24 protein-coding genes are annotated in these 22,803 nt (G+C 64.6%); 11 read left to right on the plus strand and 13 right to left on the minus strand.

Annotated features, from left to right (window positions below):
• Nucleotides 1-96: 96 nt before the first annotated feature.
• Entirely contained in the window at nt 97-606 is a 510-nt protein-coding gene (locus CH285_RS10435) for a CinA family protein (protein WP_094643484.1), read from the plus strand.
• Between the two features lie 52 nt (nt 607-658).
• Complete coding sequence (gene nadE / locus CH285_RS10440; RefSeq protein WP_094643485.1) at nt 659-1,513, plus strand: ammonia-dependent NAD(+) synthetase; 855 nt, start codon at nt 659-661, stop codon at nt 1,511-1,513.
• Between the two features lie 18 nt (nt 1,514-1,531).
• Here nadE and CH285_RS10445 read toward each other — a convergent pair whose 3' ends face one another.
• The 3 genes from CH285_RS10445 to CH285_RS10455 all read right to left on the minus strand — a co-directional run bounded on the left by CH285_RS10445 (nt 1,532) and on the right by CH285_RS10455 (nt 3,505).
• Nucleotides 1,532-2,035, minus strand: coding sequence for a DUF6328 family protein (locus tag CH285_RS10445; protein ID WP_094643486.1), 504 nt, complete (start codon nt 2,033-2,035; stop codon nt 1,532-1,534).
• A 51-nt stretch (nt 2,036-2,086) separates the two neighbouring features.
• Nucleotides 2,087-2,542 carry an STAS domain-containing protein gene (locus tag CH285_RS10450; RefSeq protein WP_094643487.1) on the minus strand — a complete coding sequence of 152 codons (456 nt, stop codon included), beginning with the start codon at nt 2,540-2,542 and terminating at the stop codon, nt 2,087-2,089.
• 132 nt (nt 2,543-2,674) lie between these two features.
• Nucleotides 2,675-3,505, minus strand: a complete 831-nt coding sequence (locus CH285_RS10455) for a GAF and ANTAR domain-containing protein (RefSeq protein ID WP_094643488.1) — start codon at nt 3,503-3,505, stop codon at nt 2,675-2,677.
• A 290-nt stretch (nt 3,506-3,795) separates the two neighbouring features.
• Between CH285_RS10455 and CH285_RS10460 the strand changes: the two genes are divergently transcribed.
• Together CH285_RS10460 and CH285_RS10465 are read left to right on the plus strand one after the other, a co-directional pair.
• Nucleotides 3,796-4,209, plus strand: a complete 414-nt coding sequence (locus tag CH285_RS10460) for a hypothetical protein (protein WP_094643489.1) — start codon at nt 3,796-3,798, stop codon at nt 4,207-4,209.
• A gap of 214 nt (nt 4,210-4,423) precedes the next feature.
• Nucleotides 4,424-5,335: a manganese catalase family protein gene (locus CH285_RS10465; protein WP_032369153.1), complete on the plus strand. Its 912-nt coding sequence runs from the start codon at nt 4,424-4,426 to the stop codon at nt 5,333-5,335.
• A 69-nt stretch (nt 5,336-5,404) separates the two neighbouring features.
• Here the strand turns inward: CH285_RS10465 and CH285_RS10470 are convergent, their stop codons facing one another.
• From CH285_RS10470 to CH285_RS10500, 7 genes are all read right to left on the minus strand, one after another.
• On the minus strand, nt 5,405-6,937 hold the full coding sequence (locus CH285_RS10470; protein WP_094643490.1) for a protein adenylyltransferase SelO: 1,533 nt from the start codon (nt 6,935-6,937) through the stop codon (nt 5,405-5,407).
• Nucleotides 6,938-6,988: 51 nt separating this feature from the next.
• Nucleotides 6,989-7,768 (minus strand): IclR family transcriptional regulator, encoded by a 780-nt coding sequence (locus CH285_RS10475; protein ID WP_052054635.1) that lies wholly within the window; start codon nt 7,766-7,768, stop codon nt 6,989-6,991.
• 58 nt (nt 7,769-7,826) lie between these two features.
• Nucleotides 7,827-8,789 carry a PDR/VanB family oxidoreductase gene (locus CH285_RS10480; RefSeq protein ID WP_094643491.1) on the minus strand — a complete coding sequence of 321 codons (963 nt, stop codon included), beginning with the start codon at nt 8,787-8,789 and terminating at the stop codon, nt 7,827-7,829.
• Nucleotides 8,786-9,031, minus strand: coding sequence for a hypothetical protein (locus tag CH285_RS10485; RefSeq protein WP_201245408.1), 246 nt, complete (start codon nt 9,029-9,031; stop codon nt 8,786-8,788). The genes CH285_RS10480 and CH285_RS10485 overlap by 4 nt, the downstream gene beginning before the upstream one ends.
• Entirely contained in the window at nt 9,028-10,098 is a 1,071-nt protein-coding gene (locus tag CH285_RS10490) for an aromatic ring-hydroxylating dioxygenase subunit alpha (RefSeq protein WP_094643492.1), read from the minus strand. The genes CH285_RS10485 and CH285_RS10490 overlap by 4 nt, the downstream gene beginning before the upstream one ends.
• A 133-nt stretch (nt 10,099-10,231) precedes the next feature.
• Entirely contained in the window at nt 10,232-11,335 is a 1,104-nt protein-coding gene (locus CH285_RS10495; RefSeq protein ID WP_032407231.1) for an NAD(P)-dependent alcohol dehydrogenase, read from the minus strand.
• Nucleotides 11,336-11,387: 52 nt separating this feature from the next.
• Entirely contained in the window at nt 11,388-12,884 is a 1,497-nt protein-coding gene (locus CH285_RS10500) for an aldehyde dehydrogenase family protein (RefSeq protein ID WP_032381517.1), read from the minus strand.
• A gap of 160 nt (nt 12,885-13,044) precedes the next feature.
• On the opposite strand from CH285_RS10500, the gene CH285_RS10505 reads away from it, so the two are divergent.
• Nucleotides 13,045-13,500: a MarR family winged helix-turn-helix transcriptional regulator gene (locus CH285_RS10505; RefSeq protein ID WP_032381570.1), complete on the plus strand. Its 456-nt coding sequence runs from the start codon at nt 13,045-13,047 to the stop codon at nt 13,498-13,500.
• A 22-nt stretch (nt 13,501-13,522) separates the two neighbouring features.
• On the opposite strand, the gene CH285_RS10510 is transcribed toward CH285_RS10505, so the two are convergent.
• A complete protein-coding gene (locus tag CH285_RS10510; RefSeq protein WP_032366821.1) occupies nt 13,523-14,134 on the minus strand; it encodes a TetR/AcrR family transcriptional regulator in 612 nt (203 codons plus the stop codon).
• A gap of 96 nt (nt 14,135-14,230) precedes the next feature.
• Between CH285_RS10510 and CH285_RS10515 the strand changes: the two genes are divergently transcribed.
• Complete coding sequence (locus CH285_RS10515; RefSeq protein ID WP_094643493.1) at nt 14,231-15,751, plus strand: APC family permease; 1,521 nt, start codon at nt 14,231-14,233, stop codon at nt 15,749-15,751.
• Nucleotides 15,744-17,333: an amidohydrolase gene (locus CH285_RS10520; RefSeq protein ID WP_032407420.1), complete on the plus strand. Its 1,590-nt coding sequence runs from the start codon at nt 15,744-15,746 to the stop codon at nt 17,331-17,333. The genes CH285_RS10515 and CH285_RS10520 overlap by 8 nt, the downstream gene beginning before the upstream one ends.
• A 34-nt stretch (nt 17,334-17,367) precedes the next feature.
• Here the strand turns inward: CH285_RS10520 and CH285_RS10525 are convergent, their stop codons facing one another.
• The gene (locus tag CH285_RS10525; RefSeq protein WP_032369146.1) at nt 17,368-17,799 is read right to left on the minus strand and encodes a MarR family winged helix-turn-helix transcriptional regulator; all 432 of its coding nucleotides are present in this window, start codon (nt 17,797-17,799) and stop codon (nt 17,368-17,370) included.
• Between the two features lie 101 nt (nt 17,800-17,900).
• On the opposite strand from CH285_RS10525, the gene couN reads away from it, so the two are divergent.
• Genes couN through CH285_RS10545 form a run of 4 tightly spaced genes read left to right on the plus strand, consistent with a single transcriptional unit; the run spans nt 17,901 to nt 21,723 of the window.
• Nucleotides 17,901-18,809, plus strand: a complete 909-nt coding sequence (gene couN / locus CH285_RS10530; RefSeq protein ID WP_094643494.1) for a 4-hydroxyphenyl-beta-hydroxyacyl-CoA dehydrogenase — start codon at nt 17,901-17,903, stop codon at nt 18,807-18,809.
• Nucleotides 18,806-19,711, plus strand: a complete 906-nt coding sequence (gene couO, locus CH285_RS10535; protein WP_032369144.1) for a 4-hydroxyphenyl-beta-ketoacyl-CoA hydrolase — start codon at nt 18,806-18,808, stop codon at nt 19,709-19,711. The genes couN and couO overlap by 4 nt, the downstream gene beginning before the upstream one ends.
• Complete coding sequence (gene couM, locus CH285_RS10540; protein WP_032366817.1) at nt 19,708-20,169, plus strand: p-hydroxycinnamoyl-CoA hydratase; 462 nt, start codon at nt 19,708-19,710, stop codon at nt 20,167-20,169. The genes couO and couM overlap by 4 nt, the downstream gene beginning before the upstream one ends.
• A gap of 30 nt (nt 20,170-20,199) precedes the next feature.
• Nucleotides 20,200-21,723, plus strand: coding sequence for an acyl-CoA synthetase (locus CH285_RS10545; protein ID WP_094643495.1), 1,524 nt, complete (start codon nt 20,200-20,202; stop codon nt 21,721-21,723).
• Here CH285_RS10545 and CH285_RS10550 read toward each other — a convergent pair.
• Nucleotides 21,711-22,751, minus strand: a complete 1,041-nt coding sequence (locus tag CH285_RS10550) for an agmatine deiminase family protein (RefSeq protein WP_027495713.1) — start codon at nt 22,749-22,751, stop codon at nt 21,711-21,713. The genes CH285_RS10545 and CH285_RS10550 overlap by 13 nt on opposite strands.
• Nucleotides 22,752-22,803: the final 52 nt, after the last annotated feature.

The following is a 22,803-nucleotide window of genomic DNA, read 5'->3' on the forward strand; positions in this document are numbered from 1 at the left end:
GTTCAACCCCTGCAGCCTCCGGCCCCGCGCCCACAGAACCAGTCGCTGAAACAATCCGGCGAACACCTTCGACGAATCAGGTACGGAGAGTGTGTGATGGACACCGATGCAGAACAGCGTCTACCGACCGAGGCCGACGCCTCCTCGGTATGTAGGAAGATTGCCGACCTGGCGCAGACGTACGACATCGCGATCGGCACCGCCGAATCGCTGACCGCCGGAAATCTCGCGGCCACGCTCGGCAAGGCACCGTCCTCGGGGCAGTGGTACCGCGGCGGAATCGTCGCGTACCACGAGAGCGTGAAGCACACGCTGCTCGAGGTCCCCGACGGCCCGGTCGTCAGCGAACAGGCCGCGACGGCGATGGCTCGATCGACGGCGTCGCTGGTCGGCGCACATCTGACGATCGCCGTCACCGGCGAAGCCGGGCCGCAGAGCCAGGAAGACCAACCACCGGGGACGGTGTGGGCAGCGGTGTACGACCGCGGCGACGTGAGCACCGAATGCAAGCACTTTGACGGTGAACCGGAAGAAGTTCTGGCCCGGACCATGGCGTTTTCCCTCGATACCCTCCTGCGCCACGCGCGGAAACGGGCCCACGGGTAGCTGACGCCGGGGGAGTGCAGACAACTGTTCGTCAACGAGATCGGAGCGCAGTATGAGTACCGATTCCAGTATCCGAAGCCGTATTCAGCACGAGCTGGGTGTTCGGCCGTCGATCGATCCCGACGAGGAAATCCGCCGCCGGGTCGGTTTCCTCGCCGATTGTCTGAGGGTCAGTGGCACAGCGGGTTTCGTGCTCGGCATCAGCGGGGGACAGGACAGCACCCTGGCAGGAAAGCTCGCTCGGCTGGCCGTTCGCGAGGCCGCGGAACTCGGTAACCAGGCCACATTCGTCGCGGTGCGTCTGCCGTACGGAACTCAGGCGGACGAAGCCGACGCCGTCGTCGCACTCGACTTCATCGAGCCGGACCGGACGGTCACTGTCGATATCCGCGACGCCGTCGACGCCTCGGCGCGCTCGGCCGCCTCGGCGCTGGATACTCCGCGTATCGCGGACTTCGTACGGGGCAACATCAAGGCGCGCGAACGCATGATCGCGCAGTACACGATCGCCGGCCAGGAGAATCTTCTGGTGGTGGGTACCGATCACGCGGCCGAGGCGGTGACGGGCTTCTTCACCAAATACGGTGACGGAGGCGCGGACGTCACTCCGCTGAGCGGTCTCACCAAAAGCCAAGGTGCGCAGCTCTTGCGGCACCTGAACGCACCGGAATCGACGTGGCGCAAAGTGCCGACAGCAGACCTGGAGGACGACCGTCCCGCGCTCCCGGACGAACAAGCACTCGGCGTCACCTACGCACAGATCGACGCATACCTGCAGGGCGGACCCGTCGACGACGATGCGGTGGACACCATCGAGCGCTGGTTCGACAAGACCCGGCACAAGCGCGCCATGCCGGTGGGGCCGGACGATCGGTGGTGGCGCACGGCCGTCGACTGCCGGCCCTGAGGCACCGTCGACGAGACGTTATCGACGGCGGTGGATCCGGGGCAGTAGGAACCAGAACGCGACGGCCGTCGACGCCACGACAGCGGCCGCGGCGGCTGCGGCGCGCACACCGAGCACTATCTCGAACGTCAGGGCGGCAGCACCCACCAGTGTCACTCCCAACATGGCGAGACCGCTGATGGCGAGTATGTTGCCGACGCGCACTATGACCCCTATTGCACGCTGCCGGAACAGGAGTCGGTGCATGCTGACGGGAGCCACCAACAGGATCGTCGCAAGCATCGACGCCGACACCGTCATCAGATAGACCACGTGGCCGGCCGTGGACAGCCCGTCGAAGCGGGCCTGGAACGGCAGGGTCAACAAGAACCCGGTCAGAAGTTGTACACCGGTCTGTACGACACGGAGTTCCTGTAGCAACGACGACCAATTGCGATCCAACTGCTGAGTGGGAGTTTCGTTGCGCGCTTTGTCGTTCCACGCACGGTGGTCCTCGTCTTCGTCCGCGTCACCCGTCGTCATCGACCAAGACTAGTGCGATCTCGACGGGTAGGCGGTGGAAATTGGACCGGTTCACGCAGTGTGTACATCCGCGGTCGACGTGCCGGTCGCACACTCTGGACACCCGGCACCGGACTCGGACGAGCCCGATGCCCCGGTTACGGACTTCCTCAGCGACGAACCGACGGACTCGAGGGCCGAATCGATATCGGTGAAAATCGGAATCGCAGCATCGAGTCCGACCAGATGCATCGGCCGCCCCGTGGTCGGCCCGGATGCGACCACCACCAACGAGGTTGAGCAGCATGCCTTTCGGCGAGCTGCGATGAGCACGCTCATGCCGACGGAGGCCAAGAAGGACACCCCCGACAGATCGACGATCACGGCTGCCGGCGCTGCCGTGACCGCTTGTTCGATGTGGTGGGCGAGATCGGAGGCGGTCGCGAGATCCACTTCTCCGTTGACCCGCAGAACAATTGCGTTGTCATGGTGTTCGCTGGCGATCCCGAGCAACTCGTTGTGTTTCATAGGGGGTCACCGTCCTTACCCTGTGCAGTGGCATGTTCGTCGAACAGCGCACTGCGGCGTAACCGAGACCGGCAAGGATTGCAGAATTGAGGCGAACCCGGTGCGAGCGGCGCTGTCGACTGCGGGCAGGGGCTACACCACGCTGTCCGAATCATACCCACTGTTCGTTTCTTCGTGCAGGCCGGTTCGAGAGTTCGAATGTTCGGCAACCGATTCGATCATCGCCGACGCAATCTCGCTGACCTTGATGTTTCTGTTCTGCGACTGCTCGGACAGCAGGGCGAACGCGTCGTCGGCGGAGATTCCGCGCATCGCCATGATGATTCCTTTCGCCTGGTCGATGTCAGCTCTCGTTTTCATCGCTGTCCGCAGGCCGGTGATTTCTCGTTCGGCCGACCGGGCGCGCTCGGTGATCGCGATGACGGTCTCGATCGAGGTGGCGAGCAGGGCCACCGAGACCTCGTCGAGTGGGTCGAAGCCGTCGGCACTCGTCCCGTAGATGTTCAGCGACCCGTGGCGGTGCTCGTCGGGCGTCAGCGGGGCCGACAAATAGCTGTGGACGCCCAGATCGGCCACTGCGGCAGCGAAGCGAGGCCAGCGAGCTACTGCCTCGTGCGCCTGTGCGCGAACCATACGTCCGCTGCGGATGGCGTGCAGGCAGGGGCCTTGACCAGCGCGATACTGGTCGGAATCGATGTCGTGCACAGCGGGGTCGGTGGACGCCACGGTTCGCGGTCGTCCGGTGTCGTCGAGCATGGTGATGCCGACGAGATCCGCGTCGGGAACCACGGCTGCGACCTCGGAGCACACGGCTTGAAGAACGGCATCGACGTCGGCACCGGTCAGTATCTTCCCCTTGATTCGGCGCAACGCTTGGATGTATTGCCCGATCCGGGCGAACGCCGAACCCGAGGCGTCCGGTGCGTCGTGAAGACGGTCGTCTTCGATGGAAAAGTCACTCATCTGGTGGGCTCGTTTCGGTCGGGCCCCCGCATGGACAGCAGGCAGCCACTCGTCAACTCCCGGCCCCGACTCGACCGAACGGGGTCATAATATACAGAGCCTCGCGGGTGCATTCGCACCTGTCCCGAGCGCACGCCAACGGCCCCGCCGAACGCAGGGGTGGTCGCGTCCAGGCCCGAGTCGAGGTATCCTACACAGTGATTGGGTGGAGACCACGCCCGCAGAATCGACTACGGTACGAACCACGATCTTCCCCTGCCACAGTCTTCGATCTGTGGAGGTCAATGCCCATGATTCCCGAATCCTCGTCGTTTTCGATGTCCGTCGACCGCGGAGACGACGGCCCCATCGTCGTTTCGGTGCAGGGCGCACTCGAGATCCCCGGCAATACCCGCCTGTTGGCAGACTGCCTGGCGGGGTCCGTGCTCGCTGACCGACCGGTGGTGGTCGACCTGGTCGGTGTCACCGAGATCGGTGATGCCGCAACCGAGTACATCGTCGACGCGGCCCATCGGCTGTTGTGCCGTGGGTATCGCCTCACCGTCGTCCTGGCCACCTCCGCTGCCGACCGTAATGTGCGACGGCTCAGCGAACGTGTGCACGTCGAGCGTGCCGGCTCGCTCGGTCAGGTCGTCTTCGCGTCGACGACGCCTTGGCGACCTCGAGTCGCTGCAGTGGACGCACTGCAGGGGACTTACCTGTAGGTCGATAGCACCGCGGCCCTCGTGCGGACGGTGCTGCGGAAAGCCGTGTGTACCCGGATTTTCCGCCGGTGTCCGTCGTCGAGGCGTGGAGAAGTCGCGGTCCCGACCTATGTATCGAGTTCTAAACCCTTGCAGTGCAATGTGTTTGCTGCGAATTTCGGCGGGTAGCCGGATCGAGTCACCTGCTCGAACTTCGACCCGAACTGGAGTCCCTATGTTCCGACACACCGACTACCTACAATTCGATGCCAAGCCCGAGAAGCCGGATCCTGTGTACGCACACAAGCTTCAGGAGCTCATCGGTGGTGCATTCGGCGAGATGACCGTGACCATGCAGTATCTGTTCCAAGGCTGGAACTGTCGCATGGAGGGCAAGTACAAGGACCTGATCATGGACATCGCGACCGAAGAAATGGGTCACGTGGAGATGCTGGCCACCATGGTCGCTCGTCTGCTCGAGGGTGCACCGGCCACCGAGTCGACCAAAGCCGCTGCTACCGATCCCGTGGTAGCGGCAGTGATGGGCGGCATGGACCCGCAGCAGGCGATCGTGTCCGGCGGCGGTGCGCTTCCGGCGGATTCCAACGGCTACCCGTGGAACGGTCGGTACATCATCGCCAGCGGCAACCTGCTCGCAGATTTTCGTGCGAATGTCGCCGCCGAGGCGCAAGGGCGGCTGCAGACCGCGCGTCTGTACAACATGACCGACGACCCGGGCGTCAAGGCCATGCTGCAGTTCAATCTCGCTCGCGATACGCACCATCAGAATCTGTGGCTCGCTGCCATCGAAGAGCTGCAAGCCGACGGACTCGAGGACGTCGTAGCGCCGAGTGCACTTCTCGACGAGGAGGCATCCGAGCACGCAACCGATCTGTGGCACCTCTCGGACGGTGAGTTCTCCTCGACCGGTGGCTGGGCGAATCGGCTTGCGCCCGACGGCAAACGGCAGATGGGGTTCCTCGCCGATCCGCAGCCTCTGGGCGGCAAGGCATCCGCGCCTGCACCCGATCCGAAGTTGTACGCGACGTACGACGGGGCCAAGGGGGATCCCGCGTCGGCCGCACTGGGTACCGAGAAGGGCGTCATGGGGAAGATCAAGGACGCCCTGGATCCCGACGAGAAGTAGGCCCGAACTCCCTGTGCCGCACAGCAGTTGCGACGCGAACATCGCGTCGCAACTGCTGCGGTCAGCTGACTACGTCCCGCAGAACGTTCGGAACCCTGCGCTGAAGTCGACGGGCGCGGGTCCGGCGTACTGCGACAGCTCGTCCCGACCGTCGAACGGATTCGTCACGACCGACAACACGCGGTCGAAGGGCGCGAGGTCGCCCTCGGTCGCTGCTGCCAGCGCCGCGTCGACCATGTGGTTTCGAGGAATGTACGCGGGGTTCACTCGGTCCATGGCGTCCGAGACGGACCGGAGGTCGTGGCCCCGCTCGAGCACCGCTGCGCGCCATCGTTCGAGCCACGGTGCAGCTGCCTCGTGCGGTACGAGTGACGCAAAATCTGCGTCGTTGCCCCGCAGATTCTCCGCCAACGCGCGGAAGGTCAGGGTCCAGTCGGCACGATGATCCCGCAGAAGCACGTGCAGTTCGTCGAGGAGACTGCCGTCCGGTTCGATCGCATCGAGGCCGAGCTTGGCGGCCATCAGGTTCTCGTAGTGCTGTCGGTAGCGATCACCGTAGGAGTCCAACACCGTCGTCAGCGCGCTGATGGCGCGGTCCGGAACCGAATCGACCAGCGGCAGTAGTGTTTCGCCGAATCGTGCCAGGTTCCAACCCAGGACGGCGGGTTGGTTGCCGTACGCGTAGCGGCCGCCGTGATCGATCGAGCTGAAGACCGTTGCAGGATCGTAGGCGTCGATGAACGCGCACGGCCCGTAGTCGATCGTCTCACCGGAGATCGTCGTGTTGTCGGTGTTCATGACGCCGTGCACGAAGCCGACGGACATCCACTGCGCCACCAACTGTGCTTGCTTGTCGACGACGGCCTCGAAGAATGCGAGGTATCGACTCTCCGCGCCCTCTGCCGGGAGGTCGGCGAGCTCGGGATAATGCCGTGCGATGGCATAGTCGGCGAGGTTCTGCGCGAGACCCTCGCGGCGGGCCGCGAACTCGAAGGTACCTACGCGCAGGTGGCTCGAGGCAACCCGAGCCAGCACTGCGCCGGGCTGCGGACCTGCTTCCCGAACCACCTGCTCACCCGTCGTGACGACGGCCAACGAGCGGGTGGTCGGGATGTGCAGAGCGTGCATGGCCTCACTGATCAGGTACTCGCGCAGCATCGCACTCACCACCGCGCGCCCGTCTCCGCCGCGGGAGAACGGCGTGGCACCGGAGCCCTTGAGATGCAGATCGACTCGTCGGCCGTGTTCGTCGTGCAGCTCGCCCAGCAGTAGTGCTCGACCGTCGCCCAGCAACGGCACGAATCCGCCGAACTGATGACCGGCGTACGCCATCGCCGAGGGGGTCGAATCGGCCGGTGCGAGAGCCCCGGACAACACGCCTGCGCCCTGCTCGGAGCGCAGCATCGACGGGTCGAGCCCCAGTGACCTGGCGAGGTTCTCGTTGAGGATCAGCACCCGCGGATCCGGTGCAGGTGCGCCCTGCCACGGCACCGTGAAGCCGGGAACGTCGTCCACCAACGTCGACTCCAGTCCCCATGACGATGGGACCGATGAAGGCGGGTTGTCGGACGCAGCTACCGGTCCCGTCGCGAATTCACTCATACTCCAGGGGTACCACGAGATCGGGTAATCACACCGACCGTGCTCCGCGCATTACGAGCGCGCCGATATGTCGGGCGGGGACAGTGCGCGTTCGATACTCAGGGCGGCGGCCCGCAGCAACGGGGCGAGCATGTGCGGGGCTGCGGTATCGGCATCGACGACGACCGAGACGGCCGCGCGGATCGTACGACTGCGGTCGAAGATCGGTGCGGCAACCGATACGGCGTCCGAGGTGATCTGTCTGTCGCTGACGGCGACACCGGTTCTCCGAATATCGGCCAGCGTGCGCCGCAGGATGTCCGGATCGCAGATGGTGTGCTCGGTGAATCTGGTCAACGGTGCCGAGCACACCTCCTCCTGAACGTGGGCGGGCGCGTGGGCCAGCAGCGCCAGACCGACTCCGGTGGGCGGCAATGCGAAACGGCCGCCGACGCGCGTGCGCAGGGCCACCGAGTCACGGCTGCGAATTCTCTCGACGAACACGACCTCGTGACCGTCGCGTACTCCCAGCTGCACGTTCTCCTGAGTGACGTGGGCGAGATCTTCCATGACCGGTAACGCGCTTTCCCTGAGGACCAGGCCCCGCGGTGCGAGTGACGCGATCTCCCACAGTCGCAGACCGATGTGGAATCTGCCCGTCCGGTCATCGCGCTCGATCGCTCCCCACCCGACGAGATCGAGCGCGAGCCGGTGCGTGGTGGAGAGCGGGAACCCCGATCGTCGAGCGAGCTCGCTCAACGTCAAGGTCGGATGCTCTGGCGTGAACGCCTCCAGCAGTGTCAGCGCGCGTACGGCCACCGGACCGGTGCGAGCGGGGCCCTCGGCCGTCATGGAGTGCTTTCTTCGATTCGTCGGGCTTCGATTCGTAAGGAATGTCGTACAACGAGCTCTACAGTTCGAGAACGAGCCGGGGGCCCGTCGACCGGGACACACAGATCATCATGGTGTCGTTGGCACCGCGTTCCTCCTCGGTCAACAGTGTGTCGCGATGGTCGACGGTGCCGGCGAGAACGGCTGTTTCGCAGGTTCCGCACGTTCCCTCTCTACACGACGAGAGCACCTGCACTCCCGAGTTCGTCACGGCGTCGAGCACCGATTCGTCCGGATGCACGGTGACGGTTCGTCGGCTCAGCGAGAGTTCGACTTCGAATGACGCACCCGATGTCGGCCGATTGAGTGTGTCGGCACGGAACCGTTCGAGGTGCACGCTTCCTTCGGGCCAGTGCCCCGCCCGTTCGGTCACGGCGTCCAGCAGGGGCCCCGGTCCGCAGCAGTAGACGGCCGTGCCGACGCGCGCAGTCCCGAGCAGATCGTCGAGATCGAGCAGTCCCTTTTCGTCCTGCGGGACCACGGTCGTGTTGCCGGGGTAGCGGGAAACGAGCTCGTCGACGAACGCCATACTGTCGCGGGACCGGCCGCCGTACGCCAGCGACCACCCGGCCCCACGCCGCTCGGCCTCGGCCACCATCGTGATGATGGGTGTGATTCCGATACCGCCGGCGATGAACAGATAGTTCTCGGATTCGGTCAACTCGAAGTGATTGCGCGGTCCACGGACACGGACGGTGTCGCCGACGGCAAGGGTGTCGTGGACATGGAGCGAACCACCGCGGGATGCCGGTTCTCGTAGGACTCCGATGCGCCAGGTGTCGCGGTCGGCCGGGCTTCCGCACAGCGAGTACTGGCGGGTGATGTCGGAAGTCAACTCCAGATCGATATGAGCTCCCGGCGTCCAGCTCGGCAGGTCTGTGCCGTCCGGCTTGCGCAACTGCAGCAGGGCAACGCCATCCGCGCCGCTGCACTTGTCCGAGACGATCAGATCCAGGTCGCACTCGGGGAGGTTTCGCGTCACTCGGCTCTCCCCACGTGACTCACGAGTTCGCCTCGCACCGAGGGCAACTCGGGATGGCCGGGGTCGACGGTCGAGAAGTGCCCGATGGGGTGCGCGAGCAACCACTCCCACAGCAGTGCCGGATCCTCCTCGAGCCGGGACGAGCCACAATGGCAGACGCCGCGCAGCCGGTCGGTACCCGGAACCCACACCACACGCAGCACGTTGGGGCCCTGCAGCATTCGATTCGGTTCCGGTGTCACGACACCACCTCGGCACCTGCTCGCGAGCCCTCGAGGAGTTTGCTCAGAAGCCGACGCGCACCGAGGCCGCCCGCATCGATGTTGATCGACAGTTCCTGGTAGCCGGCCTTTTCGGTGTCCAGTGCTTGCTGAAGAATGTTCAGCGCCACCACGTCCTGCATGACCACTGTGCGATTGTTCTCGGCCAGAAACTGGGACACTTCGTTGTCGTCGATTGCGAAATCGCGAGCAACAGCCCAGAAGTCGTGTGTCGAGGTCTCGGTTTCCGGAGTGATCGCGTACACGATCTCGCTGTGGAACGCGTGGGCGTCGGAGCCGTCGTCCGCGGGTAGCGGTGATCCGAGCGGAGCGATGCGGCTGTGCAGTAGGTACAGGCACGGGGGCGTGTATTCGATGTCCTGCCAACGCGAGATGCGCGTGTCGATGCCGGTGGACTTCGAGTAGAACGGTGGGCATTCGGCGTCGTCCATGTGCCGCGAAACGTAGATGACGTTGCGATCGTCGTCGATCTCGGTGGTGATCGGTGTGTCGGCGACTTCGGGAGTGCCGATGTAACCGCCGTGCAGGTAGGTCTCGTGCGAAAGGTCCATGAGGTTGTCGACGAGCAACTGATAGTTGCACGAGATCGGCTCCATTCCGCTCACCACGGTGTAGTCCGGGGAGTCCATCCACGGGGCCCGGGGAATACGAGTGATGTCGCCGTCGATCGGATCGTCCGGGTCGGCAATCCACACCCAGACGAACGAATCCTGCTCGTGCACCTGATAGGTGGTGAGCCTGGCCGTCCTCGGCACCCGCTTCTGTCCGGGAACAGAGACGCAGCCGCCGTCACTGCCGTACGTGAATCCGTGGTACCCGCAGACCACGGTGTCGCCATCGAGGTGGCTGGGGGCCGCGGAGAGTGGGTACCGCCGGTGCACACAACGATCGCTCATTGCGGTCACAGCCCCGGACTCGTTGCGCCACAACAGAATGGGCTCGCTGCAAATGGTGCGCGAGAACAGCTCTCGGCCCACTTCTCTGCTGTACGCAGCGACATACCACTGGTTACGGACGATTGTCGTCATCGATTCTCCTGAACACGTAGAAGTCGTTCGGTCGCTTGACGTCTCGTCAGCGATCGTGACATCGAGTGTGTGGCACGCCACCCCGCCGGTGCGAGCGGACTTCCGGATGCCGGAAGCCCGGTCGGAATCCCGGTCAGAAGAGGAGGACCGGTTTGATCGACGCACCGCTGATCATGTCCGCCACCGCGGAGTTGATGTCGTCGAATCGGTAGTGAGTGATCAAGCGCTGCAGGGGCAATCGACCCGACACGACAAGATCCACCAGCACCGGAATCAGGGTCTGCGTTTCGCTGTCGCCGAGGGTCAGTCCCACGATGCGTCGGCCCGGCAGCATGGCGTTGACGTCGACCGGGACCTCGGTGCCGAAGGGCGGAGCGCCGACGACGACGGCGGTTCCACGAGGGGCCAGGGCATCGATCGCGGTACGCAGCACCCCTACGTTCCCGGTGGTTTCGATGGCTCCGTCGACGCCGGAGCCCTCGGTCAGTTCTGCCAACGCAGCCGCGGTGTCCTCGCGGGTGGCGTCGACGACGTGGGTCGCTCCCAACTCGGTGGCCAGTTCCAGACGTTCGGCAACCCGATCGACCGCGATGATCTTGGCCGCGGGAGTGAGAGCGGCAGCCATGATGGCCGAAAGCCCCACTGCGCCTGCGCCGGTCACCACGACGGTATCTCCCGGGCGTGGACGCAGCACATTCCACACGGCACCGACTCCGGTCTGCACCCCGCAGCCCAGCGGTGCCAGGATCTCCAGCGGTGCGGAGGAATCGACCCGAACCAGGCTCCGCTCGTCCACGATCGCGTGATTCGCGAACGACGACTGGCCGAAGAAATGGCCACCGAGCGCAGTGCCGTTGCGCGTGATCGGGCTGGAGCCGTCGGCGCGAGCCCCACCGATGAGGTTGAGCGGCAACCACGTTGCGCAATAGGCGGGATGACCGGATCGGCAGTTTCCGCAGGTACCGCACGAGGTGAACGACAGCAGAACGTGGTCACCTTCCTGCACGCCGGTGACTCCGGGACCGATGGCTTCGACGACCCCCGCACCCTCGTGGCCGAGGACGCCGGGAAGCGGAAACGGCAGCCCGCCCGCGGCGACGCCCAGATCGGTGTGGCACAAGCCGGCTGCGACGATGCGCACGCGCACTTCTCCGCTGCGGGGTTCGCCCAGTTCGACCGGGGACAATGTGAACGCGGCTCCGCCCGATTCGACTACTGCCGCTGTGGTTGTGGTCATGGCACTGCCCTTTCGATTTGGTCGAGGCCTTCGATTCGGTCGAGCCTTCGATTCAGTCGAGCGAGATGACGACGGATTTGACCTTGGTGTACGAGTCGAGGCCCTCGGGGCCGTACTCACGGCCGAAGCCGGAGTTCTTGACTCCGCCGAAGGGAACGGCCGGATCGAGCATCGCCCAGTCGTTGACCCACACGATGCCGGCGTGCAGTCGTGCTGCAACACGATGTGCGCGAGCCACATTCGTCGTCTGCAGACCGGCAGCGAGGCCGTATTCGGTGCCGTTGGCCAGGCGGACCGCGTCGTCTTCGGTGTCGAACGGTTGTACCGTCAGAACGGGCCCGAAGATCTCTTCTCGAACGACCCGCGACGTGGCGGGCAAGTCTGCGATAACGGTGGGGGAGTAGAACGAGCCACCGGCGAGGGGCGTACCGGACAGGTCTGGACGGTGCCCGCCGACGACGATACGGCCGCCGTCGCGGCGGGCGATGTCCACGTACTCCTCGACCTTGTGCACGTGCCGCTCTCCGGCCATGGGTCCGACCACCGTGGCCGGATCGAACGGGTCGCCGACGGGAACACCGGGAACCGCCTGGGCCAGAATGTCCAACACCGTTTCGTATCGAGAGCGCTGGACGAGCAGGCGCGGGCCGCCCATGCAGAACTGCCCGGAGTTGAAGACGAACCCTTTGATGATCGCTCCGATCGCCTTGTCGATGTCGGCGTCCTCGAACACGATGTGCGCGGCGTTGCCACCCAGTTCCATCGTCACCGGTACCAGATTGCGGCCTGCGACCCCGGCAGCGTGCCTGCCCACAGCCGTTGACCCGGTGAATGCGATCTTGTCGACTCCCGGATGCTGCAGAAGTGCCTCTCCCGCAACGGAACCTGTTCCGGTGACGACGTTGATCACGCCTGGCGGTACGCCCGCCTCGGTCAATATTTCAGCCATCAGCAATGCGCTGAGCGGGGTGTCCTCACTGGGTTTGTGGACCACGGTGTTACCCGCGGCGAGTGCAGGCGCGATCTTCGAACTCGACAAAATCAGCGGAAAGTTGAAGGGGGTGATCGCGGCGACCACACCGAGCGGTTCTCTGCGCGTGTACGCGTGCGCAGACAGCGGAGTGTCGCGATGCGATCCACCGAGCGTCTGAGCCAGTGCGGAGCAGTACTCGTACTGCTCCGCGGAGGTCAGTACGTCCACCGGGCGGCACAACGACACCGGCTTACCCACATCGGCGCTTTCGACGGCAACGATCTCGTCGGCGCGTTCGCGGATGAGCTGACCGGCTCGGTGCAGAATGCGTGCCCGTTCGCGTCCGGGCAGCGACGACCAGCGGCCGTCGTCGAAGGCGGTGCGAGCTGCGGACACTGCTGCGTCGACGTCTACAGCGGACGCCTCGGACACGGAGGTGAGCACCGCTCCCGTCGACGGATCGAGTACGTCGGATCGGCCACCTGCGGCAGCGTCACGCCAGTGACCGTCGACGAAGAGCCGTCCGGGAGTGACGTCGGGTCGGGTGAGAGTGACGCTGTCGTCGGTGATCGTCATGAACGCCTCGCTTCGATGGCCGGCTGTGACCTGATTAACAGGGTTCCTTATATACAACCTCGCGCATGCGCGGAAAGCAATAGGCGATCCAGGTGCCGGTCGGCGGCATTCGGTAATTAGGCTGCAGCCACACGCGAGTTCGGAAAGCGAGGTGGTGAACGTGCCATCGAGGCCGTCGTCGGCAGGCGAGCAGCCGACGCTGCTCTACGCCATCAAGCAGGTCGAGCTGGCGGTGCGGGCCCAGATGGATGCGCTGTTGCGGCCGATGAACATCACTGCCGTGCAGTACACCGCGCTGACGGTGCTACGTCGACGCGACGGGCTGTCGTCCGCGGAGTTGGCACGCAATTCCTTCGTGACGGCTCAGACGATGGGCGAGATGATCGCCGCACTCGAGAAGCGTGGATTGGTCACTCGCCGAACGGATCCGGCCAACAAACGGCGGATGCTCACGAGCTTGACCGAGGAAGCACGACGCTTGCTCGCAGAGTACGACGCGCAGATCGGTGACCTGGAGGACCGCATGGTCGCCGATCTGTCGCCGCGTCAACGAGACGAATTCCGCGGCTTCCTCCGTAGTTGTCGCCTGGCTCTCGGACACACCGGGGCGCACTGAGCCCCGAGGAGCGGAGGGTGCGTTAGCGATTGCCCAGGCGGTGTTGCAGGCCCGTCAGCAGTGCCGACAGTCCCAGCTCGAAGGCGACGTCGGTGGGGTTCGGCTGTTCCTCGGGATCGCCCACCGCAGCAGTGAGGGCCGGGTGCATCTGCGGGTCGGGTGTGTAGAGGTTACCGCCGCTGCCCATGTCGAGGGCCGAGCCGAGAATGAAGTTGTCGAACGCGATGATGATCGGAAGTACCTCGGGCCAAGCGAAGCCCGCATCGTGCAGACCGTCGGCGATTCGCTCGTACTCGGACAGCGATTCGCGGTCGCGGATGCGTGAGGTCGCGAACAAGCGAATGGACCCGGGGTGACGGGCGAACGCCGCTCGATACGACCACGCCAACCTCTTCAATGCCTCGTCCCACGGGCCCGTTCCGAAGCCCGTGTTGTCGATCTTGCGACCGATTCGAGCCCGCATTCGATCGATCACTTCGTCTTTTCCGGACACGTGGTGGTACAGCGAGGATGGATGCACGGCGAGTTTGGAGGCGAGCTGTGCAACTGTGAAATCGCCTGTGGCGTCGGTGATCTGAAGTGCGGCATCGACGATGCGATCGACATCGAGTAGTGCTGTCTTCGGCCTTGCCACGTGTACTCCATTTCGCCGGGGTCTTTCCAAACTGTCTTCTGTGGTCTACGTTACGTCAAAACCAAACATCGTTGGATTAATCACACGGAGCCGGCCATGACCATCCCCCAACATTCCGGGCAGCCGAATGCCCTCGATAGTTCCAGCCTCAACTCACGCGACATCGTCTTCTTCGTCGTCGCGGCAGCGGCACCGCTCACCGTCATGGTGGCCGTTGCTCCGATCGCGTTGCTGATCGGTGGGATCGGCGCTCCCGCCGGATACCTGTGCGCCGGTCTGATCAGCACGGTGTTCGCCATCGGCTTCACCAAGATGGCGCGGCACGTGCACAACAACGGCGCGTTCTACTCCTACATCCGGATGGGTCTGGGCAAAGTTGCCGGTCTCGGTAGCGCTCTGGTGGCCGTGGCGGGGTACACCCTCCTGCAGATCAGCACCTACGGGTTGTTCGGAGCGGTCACCAAGGCGACGATGAACGACTTCGTCGGAGTCGACCTACCCTGGTGGCTGTGGGCGTTGGTCGCTGCGGCGATCGTGTCCGTGCTGGGATATCGATCGATTCGGGTGGGGGCCAAGGTCCTCGGCGTGCTGCTCGTTCTCGAAGTGCTGGTGCTGCTCGTATTGGCGATCGCAGTGATCGCCAAGGGCGGTGCGAGTGGTCTGAACCTGCAGCCGTTCTATCCCGAGAACGTCTTCACCGGATCGATGGGGGCGGTACTGGCCGTGTCGTTCGCCGCGTTCGTGGGCTTCGAGGCAACCGCCCTGTTCCGCAACGAGGCGGTACGACCGGACCGGACGGTCCCCCGCGCAACCTATGCCGCGGTCATTTTCCTCGCGGTCTTCTACTGCTTCATCGTCTGGGTTGCGGTCATGGCGTTCGGCGCCGAGAACGCGATCGCCGCGGCTGCATCGGATCCTGCCGGTTTCTTCTTCACCGCCATGCAGACCTACGTCGGTAGTGCGGCAACGGATGTGATGCGCGTGCTGATCGTCTCGAGTGGACTCGCGGCTCTGCTGGCCTTCCACAACGCGATCACCCGGTACGGCTATGCGCTCGGTCGTGAAGGAATCTTCCCGGTGCGGCTCAGCCACGTGCACAGCAAGCACTTGTCTCCGCACATCGCCAGCATCGCGCAGACGGCGACGGCCGTAGTGGCCATCGCGTGTTTCGCCGCGGCCGACGTCGATCCGGTCCTGCAGTTGGCTGCGTGGACGGCGAGTACGGGAACCGTGGGAATCCTTGCGCTGCAATGGCTCACCTCTCTCTCGGTTGCCGTGTTCTTCCTGCGCGGTAGAGAAGTGGCACGGGATCGGGGCGCGGCACTCGCTGGAATCGCCGCGTTCGTCCTGATCGGAATCGCTCTGTACCTCGTCGTCGACAAGATCGAAATCGCCACCCTGACGACCGACCCGGTGGTGAACACCGTCGCCTCCATCGGATCCGTCGTGGTGTTCGCGTTGGGTTCGGCAGTGGCCCTGTGGATCCGGGCACGCCGCCCCCAGGTGTACGCACGGCTGGGGACGACCGACATCGATTCCGAGATACTGCCCGATACCCAGGCCGGACCGTCGACCGCACTACCTACCGATGATGCACGAGGAGTGCGACATGACTGATGCGACACTGATTCTGATGAACGCCACGGTGCTCACCCAGGTCGATGGTGCCGAGCCGCAGCAGGCCGTCGCCGTTCGAGACGACCGAGTGATCGCACTCGGGAGTACCGACAACGTCCTGGGGTGCAGTGGTCCCGGAACGAAGATCATCGACCTGGCCGGGAGCACTCTGACACCCGGATGGGTCGACGCCCACACGCACGTGGTGCAAGGCGCGTTGATGTCACTCGGCGTGGATTTCAGTCGGTGCGAGAATCTGGACGACGTGCGTCGGGTACTGCACGATGCGCACCCGACGGACGGTTGGATTCGCGGCTGGGGCCTGAACCACAACGTATTCGGCGGCCGAGCTCCGAGCTTCGAAGCCATCTCCGACTCGGTCACGACCCCTGTTCTCATTCGGTTCTACGACGCGCATTCGTCGCTGGCCAATCGGGCTGCACTCGATATTGCCGGCGTGACCGGCCGAGAGACCTTCGACCACGGCGGTGCCCGAGTGGCGGTGGACAGTGGCGGGAAGACCACCGGTCACCTGATCGAGGAGCCGGCCATCCATCTGGTGGAGGCGGTCATGCCTGCCCAGAACGTCGTCGCGGCGAAGTCTTTGTTACGCACCGTGACCGAGGAGATGGCGTCGGTCGGGCTGACCGGGGTGCACGTCATGGACGACCTCCCCGGGACCGTCGAGATGATCCGGGCGCTCGACGAGGACGACGCCGGACTGCGGTTCTGGGTGTACGGCTGGGTCCAGCCGGATCATCCTGCCGATCGGGTCGCAGAACTGGCTGCGCTGGTGCACGGTACCGCCGGGGCGCGGTGGCGATACGCGGGCGCAAAACTGTTCATGGACGGAACCGTCGAAGGTGGGACGGCGTGGTTGTGTCACCCGGACCTGTACGGCGACGGTACCCGGCCGTCGTGGACCGACCCGGAACGGTATGCGGCCGTGGTGCGCGAGCTCGACCGCCGTGCAGTGTCGACCACTACTCATGCGATCGGTGATGCCGCTGTGCACCACTGCGTACGGACGCTGGCAGCCCTCGGGAAGGGGGTTCGGCATCGCCTCGAACACCTCGAGACCGTCTGTCCCGAGGATCTGACAACGATCGCGGACGCCGGTATTGCCGCATCGATGCAGCCGACCCATTGCACCAGGTACACCCGAGCGGACGAGGCCGACGACTGGTCTCGGCGCATGGGCCGCGATCGTATCGACCGTGGTTGGCCGGTGGCCGAGCTTCTCGATCTCGGTGTGACCGTTGCGCTCGGATCCGATTGGCCGGTAGCACATTTCGATCCCCGAGTCGTGATGGCCGATGCCCGGCTACGCCGCCCCGCAGGCCTGCCGGCCGACCCTCCTCGTCAACCCCGGCAGGCGATTTCGGCTCGACAAGCCCTCGACGGGTACACCACCCACGCCGCGGCGGCGGCCGGTCTGACCGACGGAACCGGAACCATCGTCGTCGGTGGTCCCGCAGATTTCACCGCAGTCGGCGGCGACCTGATGGGCCCGGCGGATCGAATTCCCGAACTACCGATCATCGCGACGGTCGTCGGTGGCAGGGTTGTCTACGAACGGTGATCGGCCTACGTGTGCACGATCTACTGTGCACGGTCTACTGTGCGCGGACGATGGACTGCAGTGACTGCCGCAGCTCTCGGACACCGCGGTCGCCGAGGGCTGAGAGCGTGGCGGATTGGGTCGCCGCGAGCGCGCGCTGTGCGTCCACGCACAGCGCGCGGCCGGCGTCGGTCGCGTAGATGCGCTTGTTTCGTCGATCGCCGGGGTCGACCCGTCGGGTGATCAGCTCGCGGACCTCCAGATCGTCCACCAACGCCACGATCTGACTGGGGTCCAAGCCCAGTTCCTCCGCGAGCTGCCGCTGGCCGAGTCCGTCCGAATGTTCGCAGGCCAGGGCCAGCACGGAGTACGAACGTACGCGCAGCTCGAAGGGTGCCAGTGCCGTTTTGGCGGCGGCCGTCAGCGACGTTCCCGCGCGCGTCAGCAGGAATCCGATGTCGTCGGACAGGGGTGCGATGTCGGTCATGAGACTCCTCGTATCGGCGGTAATTCTAGCAAACGTAAATCATTGACTTTCTCAATTATTGATGGTTTTGTCAGTCTGGTAACCACGAAGAGGAGAGAGCTATGAATCTCGACAACAAGGTCGCTGTCGTCACCGGAAGCGGCCAGGGGCTCGGACTTGCGTATGCCCAGGACCTCGCGCGCCACGGTGCAGCAGTCGTGATCAACGACGTGAACCAGGCGACAGCCGACGCGGCTGTCTCCTCGATCGTCGACGCGGGTGGACGGGCAGTGGCCGTCGTGGCTCCGGTGGGCAGCACCGAGACCGCACAGAAGTTGGTGGCAGGCGCGGTCGAGGCGTTCGGTCGCCTCGACGTCATGGTCACCAACGCGGGGATCCTGCGCGACAAGGTGTTGTGGAAGATGACCGACGACGACTTCGATGCCGTCGTGAACGTTCATCTCCGCGGCACGTTCACCTGCGCACGCGAAGCAGCCGTTCACTTCCGCGCTCAGGGTGAGGGCGGCCGGATCGTGTGCATCGGCTCTCCTGCCGGTCAGCGCGGAAATTTCGGACAGACCAACTACTCCGGTTCCAAGGCCGGGATCGTCGGGATGGTGCGGACCTGGGCGATGGAACTCCAGCGTGCAGGTGTCACCGTGAACGCGGTGTGCCCGGTGGCGGCCACGGCGATGACCGAGACCATTCCGTTCCTGCAGCCGTACATCGAGGCCATGCGTAACGGGGATCCGTTGCCGCCGTTCGCCCGTCGTGAACTCGGGTTCGGGACCCCCGCGGACGCCGCAGGAATCGTCTCTTTCCTGTCAAGCGACGCGAGTGCAGACGTGACCGGTCAGGCATTCGCCGTCGGCGGTGACCGCCTGGCACTGTGGACGCACCCGGACATGATCGCCACGAGTTATCACGACGGTGGCTGGTCGGCCGAGGACATCGCCGCTGTGTGGCCGTCGACGTTCGCGGACAGCCTCGAATCGGTCGGAGAGAACCTCCCCGTCGAGCCGGCGCGATGAGCTCGAAATACCAGTGCGCCATTGACTTCGACTCGATACTCGCACTCGATGTGCACACCCATGTGGAGATCGACGGGTGCGGACACCGCGCACTGGACGACGAATTGATGACCGCGTCGGAGAAGTACTTCAAGTCGGGCGAGGACCGTACTCCAGGGATCGACACCATCGCCGAGTACTACCGGGCCCGCAACATGGCCGCAGTGGTGTTCACCGTCGATGCCGGTGCAGCGTCGGGACATTCACCGAACTCGGTGGAGGAGATCGCCGAGGGGGCGGCACGCCACAACGACGTGTTGATCCCCTTCGGCTCGGTCGACCCGTGGCAGGGTAAGGCCGCCGTGCGGCGGGTGCACCGGCTCGTCGAGGAGTTCGGGGTGCGCGGCTTCAAGTTCCATCCGAGCATGCAGGGCTTCGAGCCGAACGACCGCCGCTTCTATCCGATCTACGAGGCCATCACCGAAGCCGGAGTACCCGCGCTCTTTCACACCGGCCAAACCGGTATCGGTGCCGGACTTCCCGGCGGGCACGGCATCAAGTTGCGCTATTCCGATCCGATGCTGCTCGACGACGTCGCCGCGGACTTCCCCCAACTGACGATGATCATGGCGCACCCCGCGGTGCCGTGGGCGGACGCGCAGATCTCGATCGCCACGCACAAATCGAACGTGTACATCGACCTGTCGGGTTGGGCACCGAAATACTTTCCGCCCCAACTGGTGCGGGCGGCGAATTCCATGCTGAAGCGAAAGGTGTTGTTCGGCTCGGACTTTCCGGTTCTGACGCCGGATCGTTGGATGAAGGACTTCGCCGAGCTCGACATCAAGGACGAGATCCGTCCACTCGTGTTCAAGACCAATGCACTGGCCGCACTCGGCCTGTCCGCCAAGGAGACATCATGACCACCCGCGTCGCCACTCTCGCCGAGTTGAAGAACCTCGAAGGCACCGAACTGGGAACCAGCTCGTGGATCGAGGTGCCGCAACAGCGCATCGACACCTTCGCCGACGCCACCGACGACCATCAGTGGATTCACGTCGATCCCGAACGGGCCAAGGCCGAAAGCCCCTTCGGCGGTCCGATAGCGCACGGCTATCTGACTCTGTCGCTCATCATTCCGATGTGGGACGAGCTACTGGTCGTCGACAGCGTCACCACGAAGATCAACTACGGATTGAACAAGGTTCGCTTCACCAACCCGGTCCCCGCCGGCGGCCGAGTGCGCCTGGCCGCCACGCTGAAGGGGTACGAGGAGCTGCCCAAGGGCGGAGCTCAGCTGACCGTCGCCGCGACGATCGAACTCGAAGGCAGCGAGCGCCCCGCGGTCGTCGTCGAGGCCGTCTACCGCATGTTCGACTGAGATCACGGACCCGAGAGGAACAGATTTCAGATGCGTAATAAAGGCGTCGGTTCGTGGATCCGTCGACGTACCAGGCAGTGCCCGCGAGCAACGGCAATCGAGTTCCGCGGCCAGGTCTCGACCTACGAGCAATTGGACGAGCGCACCACCCGGCTCGCGCACGGTCTACGTGAGCTGGGGGTGGGTCCCGGGGACCGGGTCGGGCTGTTGTCCACCAATCATCCCGCCTACCTCGAAGTACTGTTCGCCTGTGGCGTGCTCGGAGCGATCTTCGTGCCACTCAACGCACGGTTGACCGCACCGGAAGTTGCTTTCGCAGTGCAGGACTCGGGGCTGTCGTTGTTGGTGCATTCCGAGGCCTTGCACGACGTCGCGACCTCGGCGGTCGGTGACGGCCCCACGCGTCGCCTCACGCTCGGCGAGGAGTACGAATCGCTGATCGCGGCGGCCCCCTCGACGCGCATCGACGAATCGGTGGAGGGTGCGGATCTATGCTTCGTCATGTACACCTCCGGTACGACCGGTAAACCCAAAGGCGTCGTGATGACTCACGACAACGTGCTGTTCGCCGTTCTCAACGCAGTCCTCGATCTGGACCTGTGCAGCGACGAGGTAGCCCTGGTCTGCGCTCCGCTGTTTCACACCGCCGCGCTCGACATGGTGGCACTACCCGTTCTGTTCAAGGGCGGCTCGGTCGTCATCGAGGAAGGGTTCGATGCCGGACGTGTGCTCCATCTCGTCGAATCACGCTCGGTCACGTACACGTTCGGAGTGCCGACGATCTTGGACTCGCTCGCGTCGCATCCCGCGTGGGACGACACGGATCTGACGTCGCTACGCCGGGTGGTGGTGGCCGCGGCGCCGGTGCCGCCGCGCACGCTCCGTACGTATTCCGAACGCGGGATCAAGATGTGTCAGGGCTACGGGCTCACCGAAAGTGGTCCTGGCGCAACGATGCTCGCTGCCGTCGATGCCGAACGAAAAATGGGTACCGCGGGTGTTCCCCATACCTTCTCCGACGTCAGGATCGTCGACGCGATGTCACAGCCGGTGGAACCGGGGGAGCGCGGTGAAATCCAGATCCAGGGTCCCCACGTGATGAAGGAATACTGGGGTCGTCCCGACGCGACCGCCGACGTGTTCGACGACGGCTGGCTTCGTACCGGCGACGTCGGAATTGCCGACGCGGAGGGATTCGTCACGATCGTCGATCGGCTCAAGGACATGATCATCTCGGGCGGAGAGAACATCTATCCGGCCGAGGTCGAAGCGGCACTTCTCGAACTGCCCGGCATCGACAGTTGCGCAGTGTTCGGTGTACCGGACGAAAAATGGGGCGAATCCGCCGTTGCCGCAATCACTGTCGTCGAGGGAGCAGACGTCGACCTCGATGCCATCGCGGACGCGCTCGGCGGCCGGCTCGCGCGGTACAAGATCCCCAAGCGTTACATCCTCGTCGACGAGATCCCGCGCAATCCGACGGGCAAGATCCGCAAGAACGAGTTGCGGGAGCAGTATTCGATACCTGCTCCCGCGTCCACTCAGTCCGTCTGAGCCTGTGGCTGGTTCTGTGTGATGCAGTGAATTCCGCCCCCGCGGGCGAAGAGTGGCCGAGCGTCGACGGTGACGACGGTGCGGCCCGGGTATGCCGCCGACAGAATGGCAGCAGCCTCTTCGTCCGCGGGATCGCCGTAGCTGCAGGCGATCACACCGTCGTTGACGACGTAGTGGTTGATGTAGCTGTAATCGACGAAGCCCTCCTCGTCGCGGAGAATCTCCGGTGCCGGAACTTTCACGATGGTCCACTTCTCACCGCGTGCGTCCGTGCTGTTCTCGAAGATCTCGAACACGGCCTTACTGATGTCGTGATCGGGGTGTTCGGGATTGCGTTGGTCGTGCACCAGAACGACGCCGGGCGAGGGGATGGCAGCGACGATGTCGACGTGGCCTCGGGTTCCGAACTCGTCCGCGTCACGGGTGAGTCCACGAGGAAGCCAGATCACCGTGGTGGCGCCGATCGTGCGGGCGAGTTCGGCCTCGACATCGGCCTTCGACAGCGTGGGATTGCGACCGGGATCGAGTTGTACCGTCTCGGTGACGAGAACCGTTCCCAGCCCGTCCACCTGAATACCGCCGCCCTCGTTGACGATCGGTGAATCGATCATCTCGGCACCGGACTTCTCGACGACGAGCGCGCCGATCTTCGAGTCCTTGTCCCAGCGCGCCCAATCCTGCGCGCCCCAGCCGTTGAACACCCAGTCGACGCCGCCGACACGGCCGTCCTCGGACAGCACGAACGTGGGCCCGATGTCGCGCATCCAGGCGTCGTTCAACGGTGCCTCGAGGATGTCGATGGGGAAAGCGCTCTCGGAGGTCAGATACGTGCGTGCGACGGCGCTTTCGGCGGGATCGACGACGACGGTGACCGGCTCGAATCGAGCGACCGCCTGCGCGACCTCGGCCCACGTGGTGCGAGCCTCGTGGTGCTCCTCGGGCGTGTCACCGAGCGAATACCCCTCGCACGGGTAGGCCATCCAGGTCCGTTCGTGCCGAACACCTTCGGCCGGCATCGTCCACGTCATCACTGCCTCCCGAGGTTCGAGGCCGCAGCAGCGGGCGAGTTATGTTTTGTGA

Origin of the sequence: Rhodococcus sp. 05-2256-B1 (genome assembly GCF_002258465.1) — a bacterium.
GTDB lineage: Bacteria > Actinomycetota > Actinomycetes > Mycobacteriales > Mycobacteriaceae > Rhodococcoides > Rhodococcoides fascians.

Coding starts and splice junctions, on each gene's coding strand:
- CH285_RS10550 (WP_027495713.1), bottom strand. CDS start 22,751: ATGACGTGGACGATGCCGGCCGAAGGTGTTCGGCACGAACGGACCTGG.
- CH285_RS10545 (WP_094643495.1), top strand. CDS start 20,200: ATGCGTAATAAAGGCGTCGGTTCGTGGATCCGTCGACGTACCAGGCAG.
- CH285_RS10525 (WP_032369146.1), bottom strand. CDS start 17,799: ATGACCGACATCGCACCCCTGTCCGACGACATCGGATTCCTGCTGACG.
- CH285_RS10435 (WP_094643484.1), top strand. CDS start 97: ATGGACACCGATGCAGAACAGCGTCTACCGACCGAGGCCGACGCCTCC.
- CH285_RS10445 (WP_094643486.1), bottom strand. CDS start 2,035: ATGACGACGGGTGACGCGGACGAAGACGAGGACCACCGTGCGTGGAAC.
- CH285_RS10465 (WP_032369153.1), top strand. CDS start 4,424: ATGTTCCGACACACCGACTACCTACAATTCGATGCCAAGCCCGAGAAG.
- CH285_RS10475 (WP_052054635.1), bottom strand. CDS start 7,768: ATGACGGCCGAGGGCCCCGCTCGCACCGGTCCGGTGGCCGTACGCGCG.
- CH285_RS10455 (WP_094643488.1), bottom strand. CDS start 3,505: ATGAGTGACTTTTCCATCGAAGACGACCGTCTTCACGACGCACCGGAC.
- couO (WP_032369144.1), top strand. CDS start 18,806: ATGAGCTCGAAATACCAGTGCGCCATTGACTTCGACTCGATACTCGCA.
- couN (WP_094643494.1), top strand. CDS start 17,901: ATGAATCTCGACAACAAGGTCGCTGTCGTCACCGGAAGCGGCCAGGGG.
- CH285_RS10470 (WP_094643490.1), bottom strand. CDS start 6,937: ATGAGTGAATTCGCGACGGGACCGGTAGCTGCGTCCGACAACCCGCCT.
- CH285_RS10460 (WP_094643489.1), top strand. CDS start 3,796: ATGATTCCCGAATCCTCGTCGTTTTCGATGTCCGTCGACCGCGGAGAC.
- couM (WP_032366817.1), top strand. CDS start 19,708: ATGACCACCCGCGTCGCCACTCTCGCCGAGTTGAAGAACCTCGAAGGC.
- CH285_RS10515 (WP_094643493.1), top strand. CDS start 14,231: ATGACCATCCCCCAACATTCCGGGCAGCCGAATGCCCTCGATAGTTCC.
- CH285_RS10500 (WP_032381517.1), bottom strand. CDS start 12,884: ATGACGATCACCGACGACAGCGTCACTCTCACCCGACCCGACGTCACT.
- CH285_RS10520 (WP_032407420.1), top strand. CDS start 15,744: ATGACTGATGCGACACTGATTCTGATGAACGCCACGGTGCTCACCCAG.
- CH285_RS10450 (WP_094643487.1), bottom strand. CDS start 2,542: ATGAAACACAACGAGTTGCTCGGGATCGCCAGCGAACACCATGACAAC.
- CH285_RS10495 (WP_032407231.1), bottom strand. CDS start 11,335: ATGACCACAACCACAGCGGCAGTAGTCGAATCGGGCGGAGCCGCGTTC.
- nadE (WP_094643485.1), top strand. CDS start 659: ATGAGTACCGATTCCAGTATCCGAAGCCGTATTCAGCACGAGCTGGGT.
- CH285_RS10490 (WP_094643492.1), bottom strand. CDS start 10,098: ATGACGACAATCGTCCGTAACCAGTGGTATGTCGCTGCGTACAGCAGA.